Origin of the sequence: Pseudomonas citronellolis, assembly GCF_900112375.1 — a bacterium.
In the GTDB taxonomy this organism is placed as follows: Bacteria; Pseudomonadota; Gammaproteobacteria; order Pseudomonadales; family Pseudomonadaceae; genus Pseudomonas; species Pseudomonas citronellolis.
In genome coordinates this window covers 114,605-131,815 of the sequence record NZ_FOLS01000017.1, presented here as the reverse complement: position 1 = coordinate 131,815, position 17,211 = coordinate 114,605, and the positions used below count along the sequence as shown (strand labels likewise).

The window sequence follows — 17,211 nt, the reverse complement described above, 5'->3', positions numbered from 1 at the left end:
CTCCTCAGATGGCCGCGAAGGATTCGGCGAGGCTACGCCATTCTTGCAGTTCCGGCACACCCGGCTTGCGCGCGCCGAACACCTGCAGGACCAGTTCGCCGTCGGCGTCGAAGGCTTCCCAGCTGGTGACGATGCCGTCGCTGCTCGGCTTGCGCACGCGCCACAGCTCGCGCACGCCAGGGGTCTTCAGGTGCAGGTTGAACTGCGGGTCGAGCACGTTGAACCAGTCGTCCAGCCACTTCAGGTTGTCCACGGTGCCGGTGTGGATCTGGATGCAGTGGGCGTTGCCGACGAAGATCATGATCGGCAGGCGGGACTGGCTGGCGGCCTCCAGCAGGCGCGGCAGCTCGGCGACGTCCAGCGGCTCGGCCCATTCGCGGCCGGCCAGGCGCAGCGCCTGGGTGCGCTCGGCCTTGTGCTTCTTCAGCAGGGCGAAGAAGTGGTGGGTGTCCTTCAGCGCCGCCCAGCCCTGGCGCAGGGAAGCGACGTCGATCTCGCCGTCGGCCAGCGGCGCGGCTTTCGCCTCGGCCGGACGCAGCTCCAGGCGCTCGCTCTGTTCCTCGGCGCGGAAGCGCTCCACCAGCGGCGCCCAGGCGGCGACGTCGCTGTGCTCGGTGAGAAACACCTTGTGCACCGCGGTGCCCTGGCGGTCGAACACCTGGATGCTGCGCTGGGTGCCGTGGGCGGTTTCCTCGCTGATGGCGAACACGCTGTCCCAGCCGCCGAGGAACAGGCGCAGGTCGATGTCCGGGGACACCACCAGGCCCATCTGCCCGTTGCCCGACACGGTGACCTCCTGGTAGGGCCCCTTGCGCTCGTGCACGCAGTGCTCGTTGCGCGTCAGCGCCATGATCGGGCCCAGTTCGCCGAGGGCCGGCAGCAGCGCGGCCCACTCCGGGCGCAGGCGCACGGCATCGACGCCGAGGCGGCTAGCGGTCAGCTCGGCCTCGCTCACATCCAGGTGTTGCGCGGCATCGCGGGCGCGCAGGCGCGGTTTCTCGGCACGCAGCGCCTGCCAGGCGCGGTACAGCTCGGAAGCCGGCGCGGAAAGGGTAGTCATCGCAGAAATCCTCGTTCGCAAGGGGGCCTGCCGCATCGCGGCACAATGAAAGAAACTCTGCCACAACGAATCCGGCAATTCTATTTGATAATTATTTGCATCTGATTTCATGACCCCCTATGGTGTGCAGCCAATTTTCCGCGGCCATCCAAGCCAACTGCCGGTTTGGGATATGATGCGGGCCCGCGGCGACCTCGGCGATACGCGAACCTGGCCCGAATGCCAGGCGTCGCCAGGGATGAAGCTCCGCCCGTTCAACCTCGGCGAAAAGAAGCATTGGCAATGGGGCGACCTGCACGGTCTCACCGACAACGGCTCCAGCCCGGATCGCAGCGCGCCCTGCGCAACGTCGAGGCTGGTCCTGACGACTTCAGCACAAGGACGTGCACCCTATCCCGACGTCAGAGGGCGCGATGCGCCCTGCTGTCGGCGCCGGGAGCGTCCGGATGATCCTGCTGTGTCATCCGGGCGAGCTGGCCGAGGGGCGGACCCGCGGCTTCCAGGTCGAAGGCCTGAAGGTCTTCGCCGTACGGCGCCAGGGCCGCGTCCATGTCTACCGCAACCGCTGCCCGCACCGCGGCGTGCCCCTGGAGTGGGAGGCCGACCGCTTCCTCGATGCCAGTGGCGCGCTGCTGCAGTGCGCCCACCACGGCGCACTCTTCCTCATCGAATCCGGCGAATGCATCCAGGGCCCCTGCCTGGGCGAGGTGCTCGACAGCCTGCCGTGCCGCGAGGACGAGCAGGGGTTGTGGATAAGCCTGCCCGAGGATGACTGAGAACCAGCCTACGACCTGCTGCGCGTCGGCATAACTGCGTTAAAAACAGGCGAGCGATGCTCATTTAGCGGACTAAACTGCCCGCTCTCGCCTGTTTTTAGCCTTGTTCTGCTCCAGCTCGCGAGATCGTAGACAGGCTCTGAGCGCTCTACAGCTCGATGCGCAGCGGCCGGCTCAGGCGGATTTCGCTGACGTCGATGTCCGCGCCATAGGCCAGCATCTCGACGCCGGCGTCACGCGCCTCGCGCAGCGCCGCGGCGTAGGCCGGATCGATTTCCTCCGCCGGGCGCACCGCCTCGATGCCGGACAGGTTCACGCAATACAGCAGCACCGCCCGGGTGCCCTGCCGCGCCAGCGCCGCCAACTCGCGCAGGTGCTTGGCCCCGCGGGTGGTGACTGCGTCGGGGAAGGCCGCCACCGGCGTGGCGTCGAAGCCCAGGGTGACGCTCTTCACCTCGACGAACACCGGCCCGGCGGCGAACTCCAGGCGGAAGTCCGCGCGGCTGTTCTCCACGCCGTATGCGACTTCCCGTCGCAGCACGGCGAAACCGGCCAGTTCGGCGACGCTCCCGGCCAGCAGGGCCTCCTCCACCAGGCGGTTGGCGCGCCCGGTGTTGACGCAGGCCAGGCGTCCCTGGGGCGTCTCGCTCAGCTCCCAGGTGCCCGGCAGCTTGCGCTTGGGGTCGTCCGAGCGGCTGAACCACACCCGGCAGCCCTCGCTCATGCAGTTGAGCATGGAGCCGGTGTTCGGGCAGTGGATGGTCAGTTGCTCGCCGCCGGCAGTTTCGATATCGGCGAGGAAGCGCTTGTAGCGGCGCAGCAGGCGCGCCTCTTCCAGTTCCGGAGCGAAGCGCATCAGGGCCGCCAGCTCTTCAGGCCGCGGGCGATGCGCTCCACCGCCTGCGCCAGGCGCTCCAGGTTCTGGGTGTAGGCGAAGCGCACGTGGTGGTCGGCCTGGTAGCGGCCGAAGTCCACGCCCGGGGTGAAGGCCACGTGCTCGGTCTCGATGAAGTGCTGGCAGAAGCGGTAGGCGTCGCCGCCGAAGGCGCTGATGTCGGCATACAGGTAGAAGGCCCCTTCCGGCTCCACGGCGATGCCGAAGCCCAGCTCGCGCAGGGCCGGCAGCAGGTAGTCGCGGCGCCGGGCGAACTCGGCGCGGCGCTCTTCGAGGATGGCCAGGGTGCCCTCCTCGAAACAGGCCAGCGCGGCGTACTGGGCCATGCTCGGGGCGCTGATGTAGAGGTTCTGCGCCAGCTTCTCCAATTCGCCCACCGCCTCCGGCGGCGCCACCAGCCAGCCCAGGCGCCAGCCGGTCATGCCGAAATATTTGGAGAAACTGTTGAGGACGAAGGCCTCGTCGTCCACTTCCAGCACGCTGCTGGCGTCCACGCCGTAGGTCAGGCCGTGATAGATCTCGTCCACCACCATATGCCCGCCGCGGGCCTTCAGCGCCTGCGACAACGCGGCCAGTTCATCCTTGTGCAGCAAAGTGCCGGTAGGATTCGCCGGCGATGCCAGCAAAGCGCCTACACTGTCCTGATTCCAGTGCGCATTCACCAGCTCCGGGGTGAGCTGGTAACGGCTCTGCGGGCCGACCGGCACCAGTTGCGCGGCGCCCTCCACCAGGCGCAGGAAGTGACGGTTGCACGGGTAGCCGGGGTCGGCTAGCAGCCAGTGGCGGCCCGGGTCGACCAGCAGGCTGCTGGCCAGCAGCAGGGCGCCGGAACCGCCCGGGGTGACCAGGATGCGCTCGGGGTCGATGGCCAGGCGGTAGCGCGAGGCGTAGAAGCCGGCGATGGCCTCGCGCAGCTGCGGCAGGCCGCGGGCCGCGGTGTAGCGGGTGTGGCCGGCGGCCAATGCGGCCTGGCCGGCAGCGACTATGGGCGCGGCGGTGCTGAAATCCGGCTCGCCGATTTCCAGGTGGATGACGTCGTGGCCGGCGGCCTGCAGCTCGTTGGCTCGCGCCAGCAACGCCATGACGTGGAAAGGTTCGATGGCGCGGCTGCGGGCACTGAAGGAAGAAACCATGGGAAATACCGAACTTTGCGACGAAGAGGCGATTCTAACCAAGCCATCGGCGGGTGGCAGCAGGCTCGACAACCGGGAGTAGCATCGCGATTATCGATCTGGTAAGTTCGCCCGCTTGCGAGCGCGGGGCCGGCGTCGACCGGAGAGGGACCATCCGCGACAGGATTAGCGAGAGTGAGAGGCGGCCACACATGCCCACCAATGCAAAACAGCAGAGCAGCCAACTGATTCGTGGCTTCGAGCCCTACCAGGAAACCAAGGGCGAGGAGTACATGAGCGAGCGCATGCGCGCCCACTTCACCTCCATCCTCAACAAGTGGAAAGTTGAGCTGATGGAAGAAGTCGATCGCACGGTGCACCACATGCAGGACGAAGCGGCCAACTTCCCGGACCCGGCCGACCGCGCCAGCCAGGAAGAGGAGTTCAGCCTCGAACTGCGCGCCCGCGACCGCGAGCGCAAGCTGATCAAGAAGATCGACGAGACCCTCCAGCTGATCGAGGACAACGACTACGGCTGGTGCGACTCCTGCGGCGTGGAGATCGGCATCCGCCGCCTCGAAGCCCGCCCCACCGCGACCCTCTGCATCGACTGCAAGACCCTCGCGGAAATCAAGGAAAAGCAGCTCGGCTCCTGATGCCGGCGGCTTTTCGCGAACGGGGCGCCTAGGCGCCCCGTCGCGTTTGTGCGGCGCTCCCCGCCCCTGACCACAAGCCTGCGCCATGCCCGACTCCCGCTACACCGGACGCTTCGCCCCCACCCCCAGCGGCTACCTGCACTTCGGCTCGCTGGTCGCCGCCGTCGCCTCCTACCTCGATGCCCGCGCCGTCGGCGGGCGCTGGCTGGTGCGCATGGAAGACCTCGACCCGCCGCGGGAAATGCCCGGCGCCCAGGCCGCCATCCTGCAGACGCTGGAGCGCTACGGCTTCGAGTGGGACGGCCCGGTGGAACGCCAGAGCGAACGCGGCGAAGCCTACGCGGCGGTGGTCGAGCAGTGGCTACGCAGTGGCCTGGCCTACACCTGCACCTGCTCGCGCAAGCAGCTCGAAGGCAGCGGCGGCATCTACCCCGGCACCTGCCGCAACGCCGGCCACGACTGGCATGGCGAGGTGGCCATCCGCATCCGCGTGCCGGAGCTGGAATACGCCTTCGTCGACCGCGTCCAGGGCGAGTTCCGCCAGCACCTGGGCCACGAAGTGGGCGACTTCGTCATCCGCCGCCGCGACGGCCTCTATGCCTACCAGCTGGCGGTGGTGCTGGACGACGCCTGGCAGGGCGTGACCGACATCGTCCGCGGCGCCGACCTGCTCGACAACACCCCGCGCCAGCTGTACCTGCAGGAACTGCTCGGGATAGCCCAGCCGCGCTACCTGCACGTGCCGCTGATCGTCCAGCCCGACGGCCACAAGCTGGGCAAGTCCTACCGCTCGCCGCCGCTGGCCGCCGAGCAGGCCGCCCCGCTGCTGCTGCGCGCCCTGAAGGCCCTGGGCCAGGCCGCGCCGGCGGAACTGGCCGGCGCCACCCCGGCCGAGGTGCTGGCCTGGGGCGTGGCGCACTGGGACGCCGCGCGCATCCCCCGCGTACTGACGCTGGCAGACGCCCGGCTCTAAGATGATGAGAGGGGCCATGCGCCCCGGCTTGCAGGCGCCCATCGGCTGCCTGTAGCCTGCCGTCCGCACAACGAGAGGCATGACATGTACATCTATCGACTGGTGCTGCTCCTGGTCGTGGGCATCTACCTGTTCTCGCCCGCCATCATGGACTGGTGGATCGACCCCAACGGCGCCTGGTATCGCCCTTACCTGCTGTGGCTGATTCTCATAGTCGTGACCTTCATCCTGCAGAGCCAGCGCGATGCTGACGAGCTTTAGCCTCACCCAGCTGATCCTGATCAGCGCCGCCTACCTCACCACCCTGTTCGGTGTCGCCTGGATCACCGAGCGCGGCTACGTGCCGCGCCGCCTGGTGCGCCACCCGCTGGTGTACACCCTGTCGCTGGGCGTCTACGCCAGCGCCTGGGCCTTCTATGGCACCGTCGGCCTGGCCTACCAGTACGGCTACGGCTTCCTGGCCATCTACCTGGGGGTGTCCGGGGCCTTCCTGCTGGCCCCGGTGCTGCTCTACCCGATCCTGCGCATCACCCGCGCCTACCAGCTGTCGTCGCTGGCCGACCTGTTCGCCTTCCGCTTCCGCAGCACCTGGGCCGGCGCGCTGACCACGCTGTTCATGCTGATCGGCGTGCTGCCGATGCTGGCCCTGCAGATCGAGGCGGTGACCAACTCCATCAGCCTGCTGACCCGCGGCGCCGACGCCAACAGCGCGGCGCTGGCGTTCTGCGCGCTGATCACCCTGTTCGCCATCCTCTTCGGCGCCCGCCACATCGCCACCCGCGAGCGCCACGAAGGGCTGGTGATGGCCATCGCCTTCGAATCCCTGGTCAAGCTGATCGCCCTGGGCTCCATCGGCCTGTTCGCCCTCTACGGCGTGTTCGGCGGCCCCGACGGCCTGGAGGTGTGGCTGCTGCAGAACCAGGAGGCCCTGAGCACCCTGCACACGCCGCTGGCCGAGGGGCCCTGGCGCACCCTGCTGCTGGTGTTCTTCGCCTCGGCCATCGTGATGCCGCACATGTATCACATGACCTTCACCGAGAACCTCAACCCGCGCGCCCTGCTCAGCGCCAGCTGGGGCCTGCCGCTGTTCCTGCTGCCGATGAGCCTGGCGGTGCCGCCGATCCTCTGGGCCGGCCTGCACCTGGGCGCCTCGACCAACCCGGAATACTTCACCCTCGGCCTGGGCATGGCGGTGGACAGCCCGGCCCTGGCCCTGGCCGCCTTCATCGGCGGCATCTCGGCGGCCAGCGGGCTGATCATCGTGATGACCCTGGCGCTGTCGGGCATGGTCCTCAACCACCTGGTGCTGCCGTTGTACCAGCCGCCGGCCGAGGGCAACATCTACCGCTGGCTGAAATGGACGCGGCGGGCGCTGATCGCCACCATCATCCTGCTCGGCTACGGCTTCTACCTGCTGCTGGGCTCGGAGCAGGAGCTGTCGAACCTGGGCATCGTCTCCTTCGTCGCCACCCTGCAGTTCCTCCCCGGCGCGCTCTCGGTGCTCTACTGGCCAGCGGCCAATCGCCGCGGCTTCATCGCCGGCCTGGTGGCGGGCATGCTGGTGTGGGGCGCCACCATGCTGGTGCCGCTGATGGGCAACGTGCAGACCCTGCACATCCCGCTGTTCGACTCGCTGTACGTGCTCGACGAGGCCAGTTGGCACCTGGCCGCCCTCGCCTCGTTGGCGGCCAACGTGCTGGTGTTCACCCTGGTGTCGCTGTTCAGCGAGCCCAGCGACGAGGAAAAGGGTGCCGCCGAAGCCTGCGCGGTGGACAACGTGCGCCGCCCGCAGCGCCGCGAACTGCTCGCCGTCTCGCCCCAGGAATTCGCCAGCCAGCTGGCCAAGCCGCTGGGCGCCAAGACCGCGCAGAAGGAAGTGGAACAGGCCCTGCGCGACCTGCACCTGCCCTTCGACGAGCGCCGCCCCTACGCCCTGCGCCGCCTGCGCGACCGCATCGAGGCCAACCTCTCCGGGCTGATGGGCCCAAGCGTGGCCCAGGACATGGTCGAGACCTTCCTGCCCTACAAGGCCAGCAGCGAGAGCTACGTCACCGAGGACATCCACTTCATCGAGAGCCGCCTGGAGGACTACCACTCGCGGCTCACCGGCCTGGCCGCCGAACTGGACGCCCTGCGCCGATACCACCGCCAGACCTTGCAGGACCTGCCGATGGGCGTGTGCTCGCTGGCCAAGGACCAGGAAGTGCTGATGTGGAACCGCGCCATCGAGGAACTCACCGGGGTGCCCGCGCAGCGTGTGGTCGGCTCGCGCCTGTCGGCCCTGCCGGATCCCTGGAAGGGCCTGCTGGAAGGCTTCATCGAGGCCCCCGACCAGCACCTGCACAAGCAACGCCTGGCCATCGACGGCCAGACGCGCTGGCTTAACCTGCACAAGGCGGCCATCGAGGAGCCTCTGGCGCCGGGCAACAGCGGCCTGGTGCTGCTGGTCGAGGACCTCACCGAGACGCAGTCCCTGGAAGACAAGCTGATCCACTCCGAGCGCCTGGCCTCCATCGGCCGCCTGGCCGCCGGCGTGGCCCACGAGATCGGCAACCCCATCACCGGCATCGCTTGCCTGGCGCAGAACCTGCGCGAGGAACGCGAGGGCGACGGCGAGCTGACCGAGATCAGCGGACAGATCCTCGAACAGACCAAGCGCGTCTCGCGCATCGTCCAGTCGCTGATGAGCTTCGCCCACGCCGGCGGCAAGCAGGTGGCCGCCGAGCCGGTGTGCCTGGCCGATGTCACCCAGGAAGCCATCAGTTTGCTATCGTTGAACCGACGCAGCGTCGAAGTGCAGTTCTTCAACCTGTGCGACCCGGACCACTGGGTGGAGGGCGATGCCCAGCGCCTGGCCCAGGTACTCATCAACCTGCTGTCCAACGCCCGCGACGCCTCCCCGCCCGGCGGCGCCATACGGGTACGCAGCGAAGCCTCGGAGAACACCGTCGACCTCATCGTCGAAGACGAAGGCAGCGGCATTCCCAAGTCCATCATCGATCGCCTGTTCGAGCCCTTCTTCACCACCAAGGACCCCGGCAAGGGGACCGGCCTGGGCCTCGCACTGGTCTATTCGATCGTGGAAGAGCATTATGGGCAGATCACCATCGACAGCCCGGCCGATCCGGAACGCGAATGCGGCACCCGCATCCGCGTGACCTTGCCGCGGCATCCTGGCCCGACGGCCGAGCAGTAGACGAGCACGTCGAGAGAGCTGAATACATGGCACATATCCTCATCGTCGAAGACGAAACCATCATCCGTTCCGCCCTGCGACGGTTGCTCGAGCGCAACCAGTACCAGGTCAGCGAGGCCGGCTCGGTCCAGGAGGCCCAGGAGCGCTACAGCATTCCGTCCTTCGACATGATCGTCAGCGACCTGCGCCTGCCCGGCGCGCCCGGCACCGAACTGATCAAGCTGGCCCAGGGCACCCCGGTGCTGATCATGACCAGCTACGCCAGCCTGCGCTCGGCCGTGGACTCGATGAAGATGGGCGCGGTGGACTACATCGCCAAGCCCTTCGACCACGACGAGATGCTCCAGGCCGTGGCGCGCATCCTCAAGGACCGCCAGGAAGGCCGTGGCGCCAGCGCCGAGGCACGGGGTAACACCCGCGCGGCGGGCGAGCGCGGTAACGGTAACGCCGCCCCGGCCGAGGGCGAGATCGGCATCATCGGCTCCTGTCCGCCGATGCTCGAGCTGTACTCGAAGATCCGCAAGGTCGCCCCCACCGACTCCAATGTCCTGATCCAGGGCGAGTCGGGCACCGGCAAGGAACTGGTGGCGCGCGCCCTGCACAACCTGTCCAAGCGCACCAAGGCGCCGCTGATCTCGGTGAACTGCGCGGCCATCCCGGAAACCTTGATCGAATCCGAACTGTTCGGCCACGAGAAGGGCGCCTTCACCGGCGCCAGCGCCGGCCGCGCCGGCCTGGTGGAAGCCGCGGACGGCGGCACCCTGTTCCTCGACGAGATCGGCGAACTGCCGTTGGAGGCCCAGGCCCGCCTGCTGCGCGTGCTGCAGGAAGGCGAGATCCGCCGTGTCGGCTCGGTGCAGTCGCAGAAGGTCGACGTGCGCCTGATCGCCGCCACCCACCGCGACCTGAAGATGCTGGCCAAGACCGGGCAGTTCCGCGAAGACCTCTATTACCGCCTGCACGTCATCTCGCTGAAGCTGCCGCCCCTGCGCGAGCGCGGCAGCGACGTGATGGAGATCGCCCGCGCCTTCCTGGCGCGCCAGTGCTCGCAGATGGGGCGCGCCCCGCTGAGCTTCTCCCACGAGGCCGAACAGGCCATCCGCCACTACCCGTGGCCGGGTAACGTGCGCGAACTGGAGAACGCCATCGAGCGCGCGGTGATCCTCAGCGAAGGCCAGGAAATCCCCGCCGACCTGCTGGGCATCGACATCGAGCTGGACGATCTGGAGGACGACTTCGTCGACGAGGCGGAGGCGCGCAGCGCCGTGGCGGCCAACAACCACGAGCCCACCGAGGACCTGTCGCTGGAGGACTACTTCCAGCATTTCGTCCTCGAACACCAGGACCACATGACCGAGACCGAGCTGGCCCGCAAGCTGGGCATCAGCCGCAAATGCCTGTGGGAACGGCGCCAGCGCCTGGGCATCCCGCGGCGCAAGTCGGGGGCCTCGGCCGACTCCTGAGGTGCGCACAGCTGTTACCGGGGACATCCCGCGTAACAAAAGCCGGGTTCATCGGTAACGATAACCCGGCTTTTTTGTGCCTGCCCGAAACCCCTTCCTACAGCTAAACCCTTGAAAAATAAGGATTCTCAAAAGTTGGCACGGCATCTGCTTTGTTATTGGCACAACAACAATAACAAGCACGAAACCACAGAACAAAAACAACACGTAACGACTCCAGCACAACAAAAACAAAATCGCGGAGGCGCAGCTAACTGATTCTTTTGGAGGAGAGTAGCTGGCGGGAGAAATCCCGCAACCGATCGAAGAACAATAAAACTGCCCCAAGGCAGCGGCGAAATCGGTTGGATCGAAAGATCACTGCTCACTCAGCGACCAAAGCAATCCGTTTGCTCTTGTCGATCCCGAATGGGAATGCCTCGAAGCGGTTAGCCTCGAGGACGGGTCTACAAACAAAAACAACAAGCCCGGCATCATAACAAGAACAAAGCACGCACCTACTTGGGGGGGAGCTTCGGCTCCCCCAGTAGCTTTTCCCGCTCTCCCCTGCTCCCTTCTCTCCTTCGTTCCCTATCTCACGCCCCCCGATGCTAGAATCCGAGCCCATTCGGATACGCAATGCATCAGAAATACCGCCGATTGTTTCCGCCGGCCATGCTTTTCAAGCATGATGGGCTGCCTGCCGACTGCGACCACCGGCCAGGGCACGCTGCGTTGCGCAACGCAATCCACCCCAACCTGTTAATAGTGCCTACATGCTGAAAAAGCTGATCTCCTCCCTTCGCTCTCCCTTGCGCCGCAAGCGCGCAGTCCGCACAACCCCGGAAATCGTCGGCAGCAACCAGCATTCGCTGCGTCGCGAGCAGTTCAGCCGGCATGCGGTGAGCGTGGTGGACCGGCTGCAGAAGGCGGGATACCAGGCCTACATCGTCGGCGGCGGCGTCCGTGACCCGCTGCTGGGCATCGCCCCCAAGGACTTCGACGTGGCCACCAGCGCCACCCCCGAGCAGGTGCGCGCCGAATTCCGCAACGCGCGGGTGATCGGCCGGCGCTTCAAGCTGGTGCACGTGCATTTCGGCCGCGAGATCATCGAGGTGGCCACCTTCCGTGCCCACCATCCGCAGGAAGAAGGCGAAGGCGACAGCAACCTGGCCTCGCGCAACGAAGCCGGGCGCATCCTGCGCGACAACGTCTACGGCACCCTGGAAGAAGACGCCCAGCGCCGCGACTTCACCATCAACGCCCTGTATTTCGACTGCAGCGACGAGCGCATCCTCGACTACGCCCACGGCGTGCACGACATCCGCAACCGCCTGGTGCGCCTGATCGGCGACCCCGAGCAGCGCTACCTCGAGGACCCGGTGCGCATGCTGCGCGCGGTGCGCTTCGCCGCCAAGCTGGACTTCGAGATCGAGAAGCACAGCGCCGCGCCGATCCGCAAGCTGGCGCCGCTGCTGCGCGAGATTCCCTCGGCGCGGCTGTTCGACGAAGTGCTCAAGCTGTTCCTCAGCGGCCGCGGCGAGCGCACCTTCGAACTGCTGCTCGAATACGAACTGTTCGCCCCGCTGTTCCCGGCCAGCGCCAAGGCCCTGGCCCGCGACCCGGAATACACCGGCAAGCTGATCCGCCAGGCCCTGGCCAACACCGATCTGCGCATCCACCAGGGCAAGCCGGTCACCCCCGCCTTCCTCTTCGCCGCCCTGCTCTGGCCGGCCCTGCCGGCGCGCGTGGCGCAGTTGCAGGAGCGCGGCATGCCGCCGATCCCGGCGATGCAGGAAGCCGCCCATGAACTGATCAGCGAGCAGTGCCAGCGCACTGCCGTGCCCAAGCGCTTCACCATCCCGATCCGCGAGATCTGGGACATGCAGGAACGCCTGCCGCGACGCCAGGGCAAGCGCGCCGACCTGCTGCTGGAGAACCCGCGCTTCCGCGCCGGCTACGACTTCCTGCTGCTGCGCGAGAGCGCCGGCGAGGAAACCGGCGGCCTCGGCGACTGGTGGACCGACTACCAGGACGCCAGCGACGGCGAACGCCGCGGCATGATCCGCAACCTGGCGGCCAGCCAGGACGATGGCGGAGCGGCCCCGCGCAAGCGTCGCCGCGGCGGTGGTAGCCGTCGCCGCCGTGGCCCGCGCAGCGAGGGGGCCGGCAACGAGTGAGCGAGCGCGTCTATCTCGGCCTGGGCAGCAACCTTGCCGATCCCCTGGGCCAACTGCGCGCCGCCATCGAGGCCCTGCAGGCCATTCCGCAGACCACGGTCGCCGCGGTTTCGCCCTTCTACATCAGCGACCCGCTGGGCCCGCCGGACCAGCCGCGCTACGTCAACGCCGTCGCCGCGCTGGACACCGAGCTTGCGCCCCTGGCGCTGCTCGACGCCCTGCAGCGCATCGAGCTGGAACAGGGCCGCGTGCGCAAGGACGAACGCTGGGGCCCGCGCACCCTCGACCTGGATATCCTGCTGTTCGGCGAGCGCCAGCTCGACGAGCCGCGCCTGACCGTGCCGCACTACCACATGCACGCCCGCGCCTTCGTCCTCTACCCCCTGGCGGACCTGGCGCCGCAGCTGCGCCTGCCCGACGGCCGCAGCCTGTCGGAACTGCTGGCGGATTGCCCATTCGCGGGCCTCGAACGGCTATCCTGATCGTCACCCCAGTTGGCGGTAACGCCGTAACAGTCCGGTAACACCTGCGATTGACTTCGCTCCGCCCCATCCGGACTATAGGTGCCCCGCGCCGGCGCCAGCCGGCCCAACGAGGACCGTTTTCATGCCTGATGTCACCCTGACCACCCTGCAAGGCCTGAAGCAAAGCGGCGAGAAGATCGCGATGCTCACAGCCTACGATGCCACCTTCGCCCAGGCGGCCAGCGCCGCGGGCGCGGAGATGCTGCTGATCGGCGACTCCCTCGGCATGGTGCTGCAAGGCCACGACAGCACGCTGCCGGTCACGGTCGAGGAAATGGCCTACCACACCGCCTGCGTGAAGCGCGGCAACCAGGGCGCGATGATCGTCACCGACCTGCCCTTCGCCTCCGGCACCTCGCTGCAGCGCCTGCTGGACGACGCGGTCAAGGTCATGCAGGCCGGCGCCCACATGGTCAAGCTCGAAGGCGGCGCCTGGCTGGCCGAGCCCATCGTGCGCCTGGCGCAGATGGGCGTGCCGGTGTGCGCGCACCTGGGCCTGACTCCGCAATCGGTCAACCTGTTCGGCGGCTTCAAGGTCCAGGGCCGCCAGGAAGCCCAGGCCCGCCAGCTGCGCGCCGACGCCATCGCCCTGGAGCAGGCCGGCGTCGCCATGCTGCTGCTGGAGTGCGTGCCCAGCGCCCTGGGCCAGGAGATCAGCGAAGCGGTGAAGATCCCGGTGATCGGCATCGGCGCCGGCCCCGGCACCGACGGCCAGGTCCTGGTGATGCACGACATGCTCGGCCTGTCGCTGTCCGGCCGCTCGCCCAAGTTCGTGAAGAACTTCATGGAAGGCCAGGACAGCATCCAGGGCGCCTTCGCCGCCTACGTCAAGGCCGTGAAAGACGGCTCCTTCCCCGGCCCCGAACACGGATTCTCCGCATGAACACCGTCAAGACCGTCCGCGAACTGCGCGCCGCCGTCGCCCGCGCGCGCGGCGAAGGCAAGCGCATCGCCCTGGTGCCGACCATGGGCAACCTGCACGCCGGCCACGCCGCCCTGGTGGCCAAGGCCGGCCAGCGCGCCGACTTCGTGGTCGCCAGCATCTTCGTCAACCCGCTGCAGTTCGGCCCCAGCGAAGACCTGGACAAGTACCCGCGCACCCTCGCCGCCGACCAGGCCAAGCTGCTGGAAGCCGGCTGCCACCTGCTGTTCGCCCCGGGCGTGGAAGAGATGTACCCCGACGGCATGCAAGGCCAGACCAAGGTCAGCGTGCCCGGCGTTTCCGAGGGGCTGTGCGGCGGCAGCCGTCCGGGCCACTTCGATGGCGTCGCCACCGTGGTCTGCAAGCTGCTGAACATGGTGCAGCCGGACATGGCGCTGTTCGGCGAGAAGGACTTCCAGCAACTGGCGGTGATCCGCAAGCTGGTGCGCGACCTGAACATCCCCGTGCAGATCTTCGGCGAGCCCACCGTGCGCGCCGAGGACGGCCTGGCGCTGTCCTCGCGCAACGGCTACCTGAACGACGACGAGCGCGCCCGCGCGCCGGCCATCCAGCGCACCCTGCGGCAGCTCGCCGAGGCCCTGCGCGGCGGCTCGCGCGACTTTCCGGCGCTGCTCGAAGAGGGCCGCCGGCAGATCGAGGCCGCCGGCCTGCGGGTGGACTACCTGGAAATCCGCGAGGCCCTGAGCCTGCGCCCGGCCGGCGCCGGCGACCGGCAGGTGGTGGTCCTGGCCGCCGCCTTCCTCGGCAAGACCCGCCTGATCGACAACCTGCCGCTGCAGCTCGACTGACCCGCCGTTACCCGCCCAGGCCGCGCCGCACGCGGCTTGAGGCCGGGTAACAGGTTGGGCATACTCTGCCGCCGTCCGCGCCAAGCCCCACAACAACAGGAGCGCCGCCATGCACAGCATCATGCTCAAGGCCAAGCTGCACCGCGCCGAAGTCACCCACGCCGTCCTCGACTACGAAGGCTCCTGCGCCATCGATGGCGAGTGGCTGGACCTCGCCGGTATCCGCGAGTACGAACAGATCCAGATCTACAACGTCGACAACGGCGAGCGCTTCACCACCTACGCCATCCGCGGCGAGGAAGGCTCGCGGATGATTTCGGTCAACGGCGCCGCCGCACACAAGGCCAAGGTGGGTGACCGGGTGATCATCTGCGCTTATGCTCAGTACAGCGACGCCGAGCTCGCCAACTACCAGCCGCGCATGCTCTACATGGCCCCGGGCAACCAGCTCAGCCACACCAGCAACGCCATCCCGGTGCAGCTCGCCTGAACCGTCAAAGCCCGGAACCCCCGGGCTTTTTCACGCTCCAACGCACGTCACACCCCCGAAGGTACCGCATGGAACACCACCTCACCCCGCTGGATGCCACTCGCCTGCCGAGCTGGCAGGCACTGGCCGAGCACCGCAAGGATCTGCAGGACTTCAGCATGCGCCAGGCATTCGCCGGCGATCCGAAGCGTTTCGAGCGTTTCTCCCTGAGCGCCTGCGGCCTGTTCCTCGACTTCTCGAAGAACCTGATCCGCGAGGACACCCTCGGCCTGCTGGTCAAGCTGGCGGAAGAAGCCCAGCTGGGCGAGGCCATCCAGTCCATGTTCCGCGGCGACGTGATCAACGCCTCCGAGCGCCGCCCGGTGCTGCACACCGCGCTGCGCCGGCCGATCGGCGACAAGGTGCTGGTGGACGGCGTCGACGTGATGCCGGAAGTGCACCGCGTGCTGCACCAGATGACCGAGCTGGTCAGCTACGTGCACAACGGCCTGTGGCGCGGCTACACCGAGAAGCCCATCACCGACGTGGTGAACATCGGCATCGGCGGCTCCTTCCTCGGCCCGCAGCTAGTCTCCGAGGCCCTGCTGCCTTTCGCCCAGAAAGGCGTGCGCTGCCACTACCTGGCCAATATCGACGGCAGCGAGTTCCGCGAGCTGACCAGCAAGCTGAACGCCGAGACCACCCTGTTCATCGTCTCCTCCAAGTCCTTCGGCACCCTGGAGACGCTGAAGAACGCCCAGGCCGCACGCGCCTGGTACCTGGCCCAGGGCGGCAACGAAGCCGAGCTGTACCGCCACTTCATCGCGGTTTCCAGCAACAAGGAAGCGGCGGTGGCCTTCGGCATCCGCGAAGAGAACGTGTTCCCCATGTGGGACTGGGTCGGCGGGCGCTACTCGCTGTGGTCGGCCATCGGCCTGCCGATCGCCATGTCGGTGGGCATCAACAACTTCAAGGAACTGCTGTCCGGCGCCTACAGCATGGACCAGCACTTCCAGAGCGCGCCCTTCGCCCGCAACATCCCGGTGCTGCTGGGCTTGCTCGGCGTCTGGTACGGCGATTTCTGGGGCTCGCGCAGCCATGCCATCCTGCCCTACGACTACTACCTGCGGAACATCACCGACCACCTGCAGCAGTTGGATATGGAGTCCAACGGCAAGAGCGTGCGCCAGGACGGCACCCCGGTCAGCGCCGGCACCGGCCCGGTGATCTGGGGCGGCGTCGGCTGCAACGGCCAGCACGCCTACCACCAGTTGCTGCACCAGGGCACCCAGCTGATCCCGGCGGACTTCATCGTCCCGATCTCCAGCTACAACCCGCTGGCTGACCACCACCAGTGGCTGTACGCCAACTGCCTGTCGCAGAGCCAGGCGCTGATGCAGGGCAAGACCCGCGCCGAAGCCGAGGCCGAGCTGCGCGCAAAAGGACTGGACGAGGCCGAGGTGCAGCGCCTGGCGCCGCACAAGGTGATCCCCGGCAACCGCCCGAGCAACACCCTGGTGCTGGAGCGCATCAGCGCCCGCCGCCTGGGCGCGCTGATCGCCATGTACGAGCACAAGGTCTACGTGCAGAGCATTCTCTGGGGCATCAACGCCTTCGACCAGTGGGGCGTGGAGCTGGGCAAGGAGCTGGGCAAGGCCGTCTACGGGCGCCTGGTCGGCAGCGACGAGTCGGGCGCCGAAGACGCCTCCACCCAGGGCCTGATCGACTACTTCCGCGGCCGTCACCGCGGCTGATTCCTGCCTTGGCAAAAAGCGCCGTTTCCTCCACAGGGGAAGCGGCGTTTTCGTTTCCGCTACGGCAACGCCGCCCCGCCATTCCCCTGTAGGAGCGCGCCCTGCGCGCGAAATCGCGGGCAGGGCCCGCTCCTACGTTTCCAGGAAGCACGGCTTTTCATAGGAGCGAGCTTGCTCGCGAATGAGCCCCGCAGCGGAGTGTGTTCGCGAGCAAGCTCGCTCCTACGAAGAGCATCCCAGCGCGGCCTGCAAGACAGTTCCGCCGGGAGGCATGGCATATCCCCGTAGCCCCGGCGCACGAACCGACAGCGGATACCGCTGGCGCGTTATTCGCCCTGCGCAAGGCATTCGCTGCACGCGGGCGTTTGCAAGCCCCGGCCGAACTGCCGGCCATCCCTCCAAGACTTGAACCGGGCCGCGCATTGGCCCAGTCTTGAGCCAGA

At 67.6% G+C, this 17,211-nt stretch carries 15 protein-coding genes; 12 read left to right on the top strand and 3 right to left on the bottom strand.

Features of this window, described 5'->3' with window-relative positions:
* Positions 1-4: 4 nt before the first annotated feature.
* Positions 5-1,060 (bottom strand): hemin-degrading factor, encoded by a 1,056-nt coding sequence (locus BM060_RS17370; RefSeq protein WP_074981383.1) that lies wholly within the window; start codon positions 1,058-1,060, stop codon positions 5-7.
* A gap of 446 nt (positions 1,061-1,506) precedes the next feature.
* Here BM060_RS17370 and BM060_RS17365 point away from each other — a divergent pair, with 446 nt between their 5' ends.
* Entirely contained in the window at positions 1,507-1,836 is a 330-nt protein-coding gene (locus tag BM060_RS17365) for a Rieske (2Fe-2S) protein (RefSeq protein WP_069863311.1), read from the top strand.
* A 148-nt stretch (positions 1,837-1,984) separates the two neighbouring features.
* Here BM060_RS17365 and sfsA read toward each other — a convergent pair whose 3' ends face one another.
* Positions 1,985-2,692 carry a DNA/RNA nuclease SfsA gene (gene sfsA / locus BM060_RS17360; protein ID WP_074981381.1) on the bottom strand — a complete coding sequence of 236 codons (708 nt, stop codon included), beginning with the start codon at positions 2,690-2,692 and terminating at the stop codon, positions 1,985-1,987.
* Positions 2,692-3,864, bottom strand: a complete 1,173-nt coding sequence (locus tag BM060_RS17355; RefSeq protein ID WP_074981379.1) for a pyridoxal phosphate-dependent aminotransferase — start codon at positions 3,862-3,864, stop codon at positions 2,692-2,694. Before BM060_RS17355 ends, sfsA begins: the two co-directional genes overlap by 1 nt.
* 191 nt (positions 3,865-4,055) lie before the next feature.
* On the opposite strand from BM060_RS17355, the gene dksA reads away from it, so the two are divergent.
* The 11 genes from dksA to pgi all read left to right on the top strand — a co-directional run bounded on the left by dksA (position 4,056) and on the right by pgi (position 16,768).
* The gene (gene dksA, locus BM060_RS17350) at positions 4,056-4,499 is read left to right on the top strand and encodes an RNA polymerase-binding protein DksA (RefSeq protein WP_009612973.1); all 444 of its coding nucleotides are present in this window, start codon (positions 4,056-4,058) and stop codon (positions 4,497-4,499) included.
* 85 nt (positions 4,500-4,584) lie between these two features.
* Complete coding sequence (gluQRS, locus tag BM060_RS17345; RefSeq protein WP_074981376.1) at positions 4,585-5,472, top strand: tRNA glutamyl-Q(34) synthetase GluQRS; 888 nt, start codon at positions 4,585-4,587, stop codon at positions 5,470-5,472.
* Between the two features lie 84 nt (positions 5,473-5,556).
* On the top strand, positions 5,557-5,733 hold the full coding sequence (locus tag BM060_RS32510) for a hypothetical protein (RefSeq protein ID WP_003095129.1): 177 nt from the start codon (positions 5,557-5,559) through the stop codon (positions 5,731-5,733).
* On the top strand, positions 5,717-8,668 hold the full coding sequence (locus BM060_RS17340; RefSeq protein WP_069863307.1) for a sensor histidine kinase: 2,952 nt from the start codon (positions 5,717-5,719) through the stop codon (positions 8,666-8,668). The genes BM060_RS32510 and BM060_RS17340 overlap by 17 nt, the downstream gene beginning before the upstream one ends.
* 26 nt (positions 8,669-8,694) lie before the next feature.
* A complete protein-coding gene (locus tag BM060_RS17335; protein ID WP_074981373.1) occupies positions 8,695-10,131 on the top strand; it encodes a sigma-54-dependent transcriptional regulator in 1,437 nt (478 codons plus the stop codon).
* 755 nt (positions 10,132-10,886) lie between these two features.
* Entirely contained in the window at positions 10,887-12,290 is a 1,404-nt protein-coding gene (locus BM060_RS17330; RefSeq protein ID WP_074981371.1) for a polynucleotide adenylyltransferase PcnB, read from the top strand.
* Positions 12,287-12,772, top strand: coding sequence for a 2-amino-4-hydroxy-6-hydroxymethyldihydropteridine diphosphokinase (gene folK / locus BM060_RS17325; protein ID WP_074981369.1), 486 nt, complete (start codon positions 12,287-12,289; stop codon positions 12,770-12,772). Before BM060_RS17330 ends, folK begins: the two co-directional genes overlap by 4 nt.
* A 124-nt stretch (positions 12,773-12,896) precedes the next feature.
* Positions 12,897-13,697 (top strand): 3-methyl-2-oxobutanoate hydroxymethyltransferase, encoded by an 801-nt coding sequence (panB, locus tag BM060_RS17320; RefSeq protein WP_074981367.1) that lies wholly within the window; start codon positions 12,897-12,899, stop codon positions 13,695-13,697.
* Complete coding sequence (gene panC / locus BM060_RS17315) at positions 13,694-14,545, top strand: pantoate--beta-alanine ligase (protein WP_074981364.1); 852 nt, start codon at positions 13,694-13,696, stop codon at positions 14,543-14,545. The genes panB and panC overlap by 4 nt, the downstream gene beginning before the upstream one ends.
* A gap of 109 nt (positions 14,546-14,654) precedes the next feature.
* Positions 14,655-15,035 (top strand): aspartate 1-decarboxylase, encoded by a 381-nt coding sequence (panD, locus tag BM060_RS17310; protein ID WP_009613020.1) that lies wholly within the window; start codon positions 14,655-14,657, stop codon positions 15,033-15,035.
* Between the two features lie 68 nt (positions 15,036-15,103).
* Positions 15,104-16,768 (top strand): glucose-6-phosphate isomerase, encoded by a 1,665-nt coding sequence (gene pgi, locus BM060_RS17305; RefSeq protein ID WP_074981362.1) that lies wholly within the window; start codon positions 15,104-15,106, stop codon positions 16,766-16,768.
* Positions 16,769-17,211 lie beyond the last annotated feature (443 nt).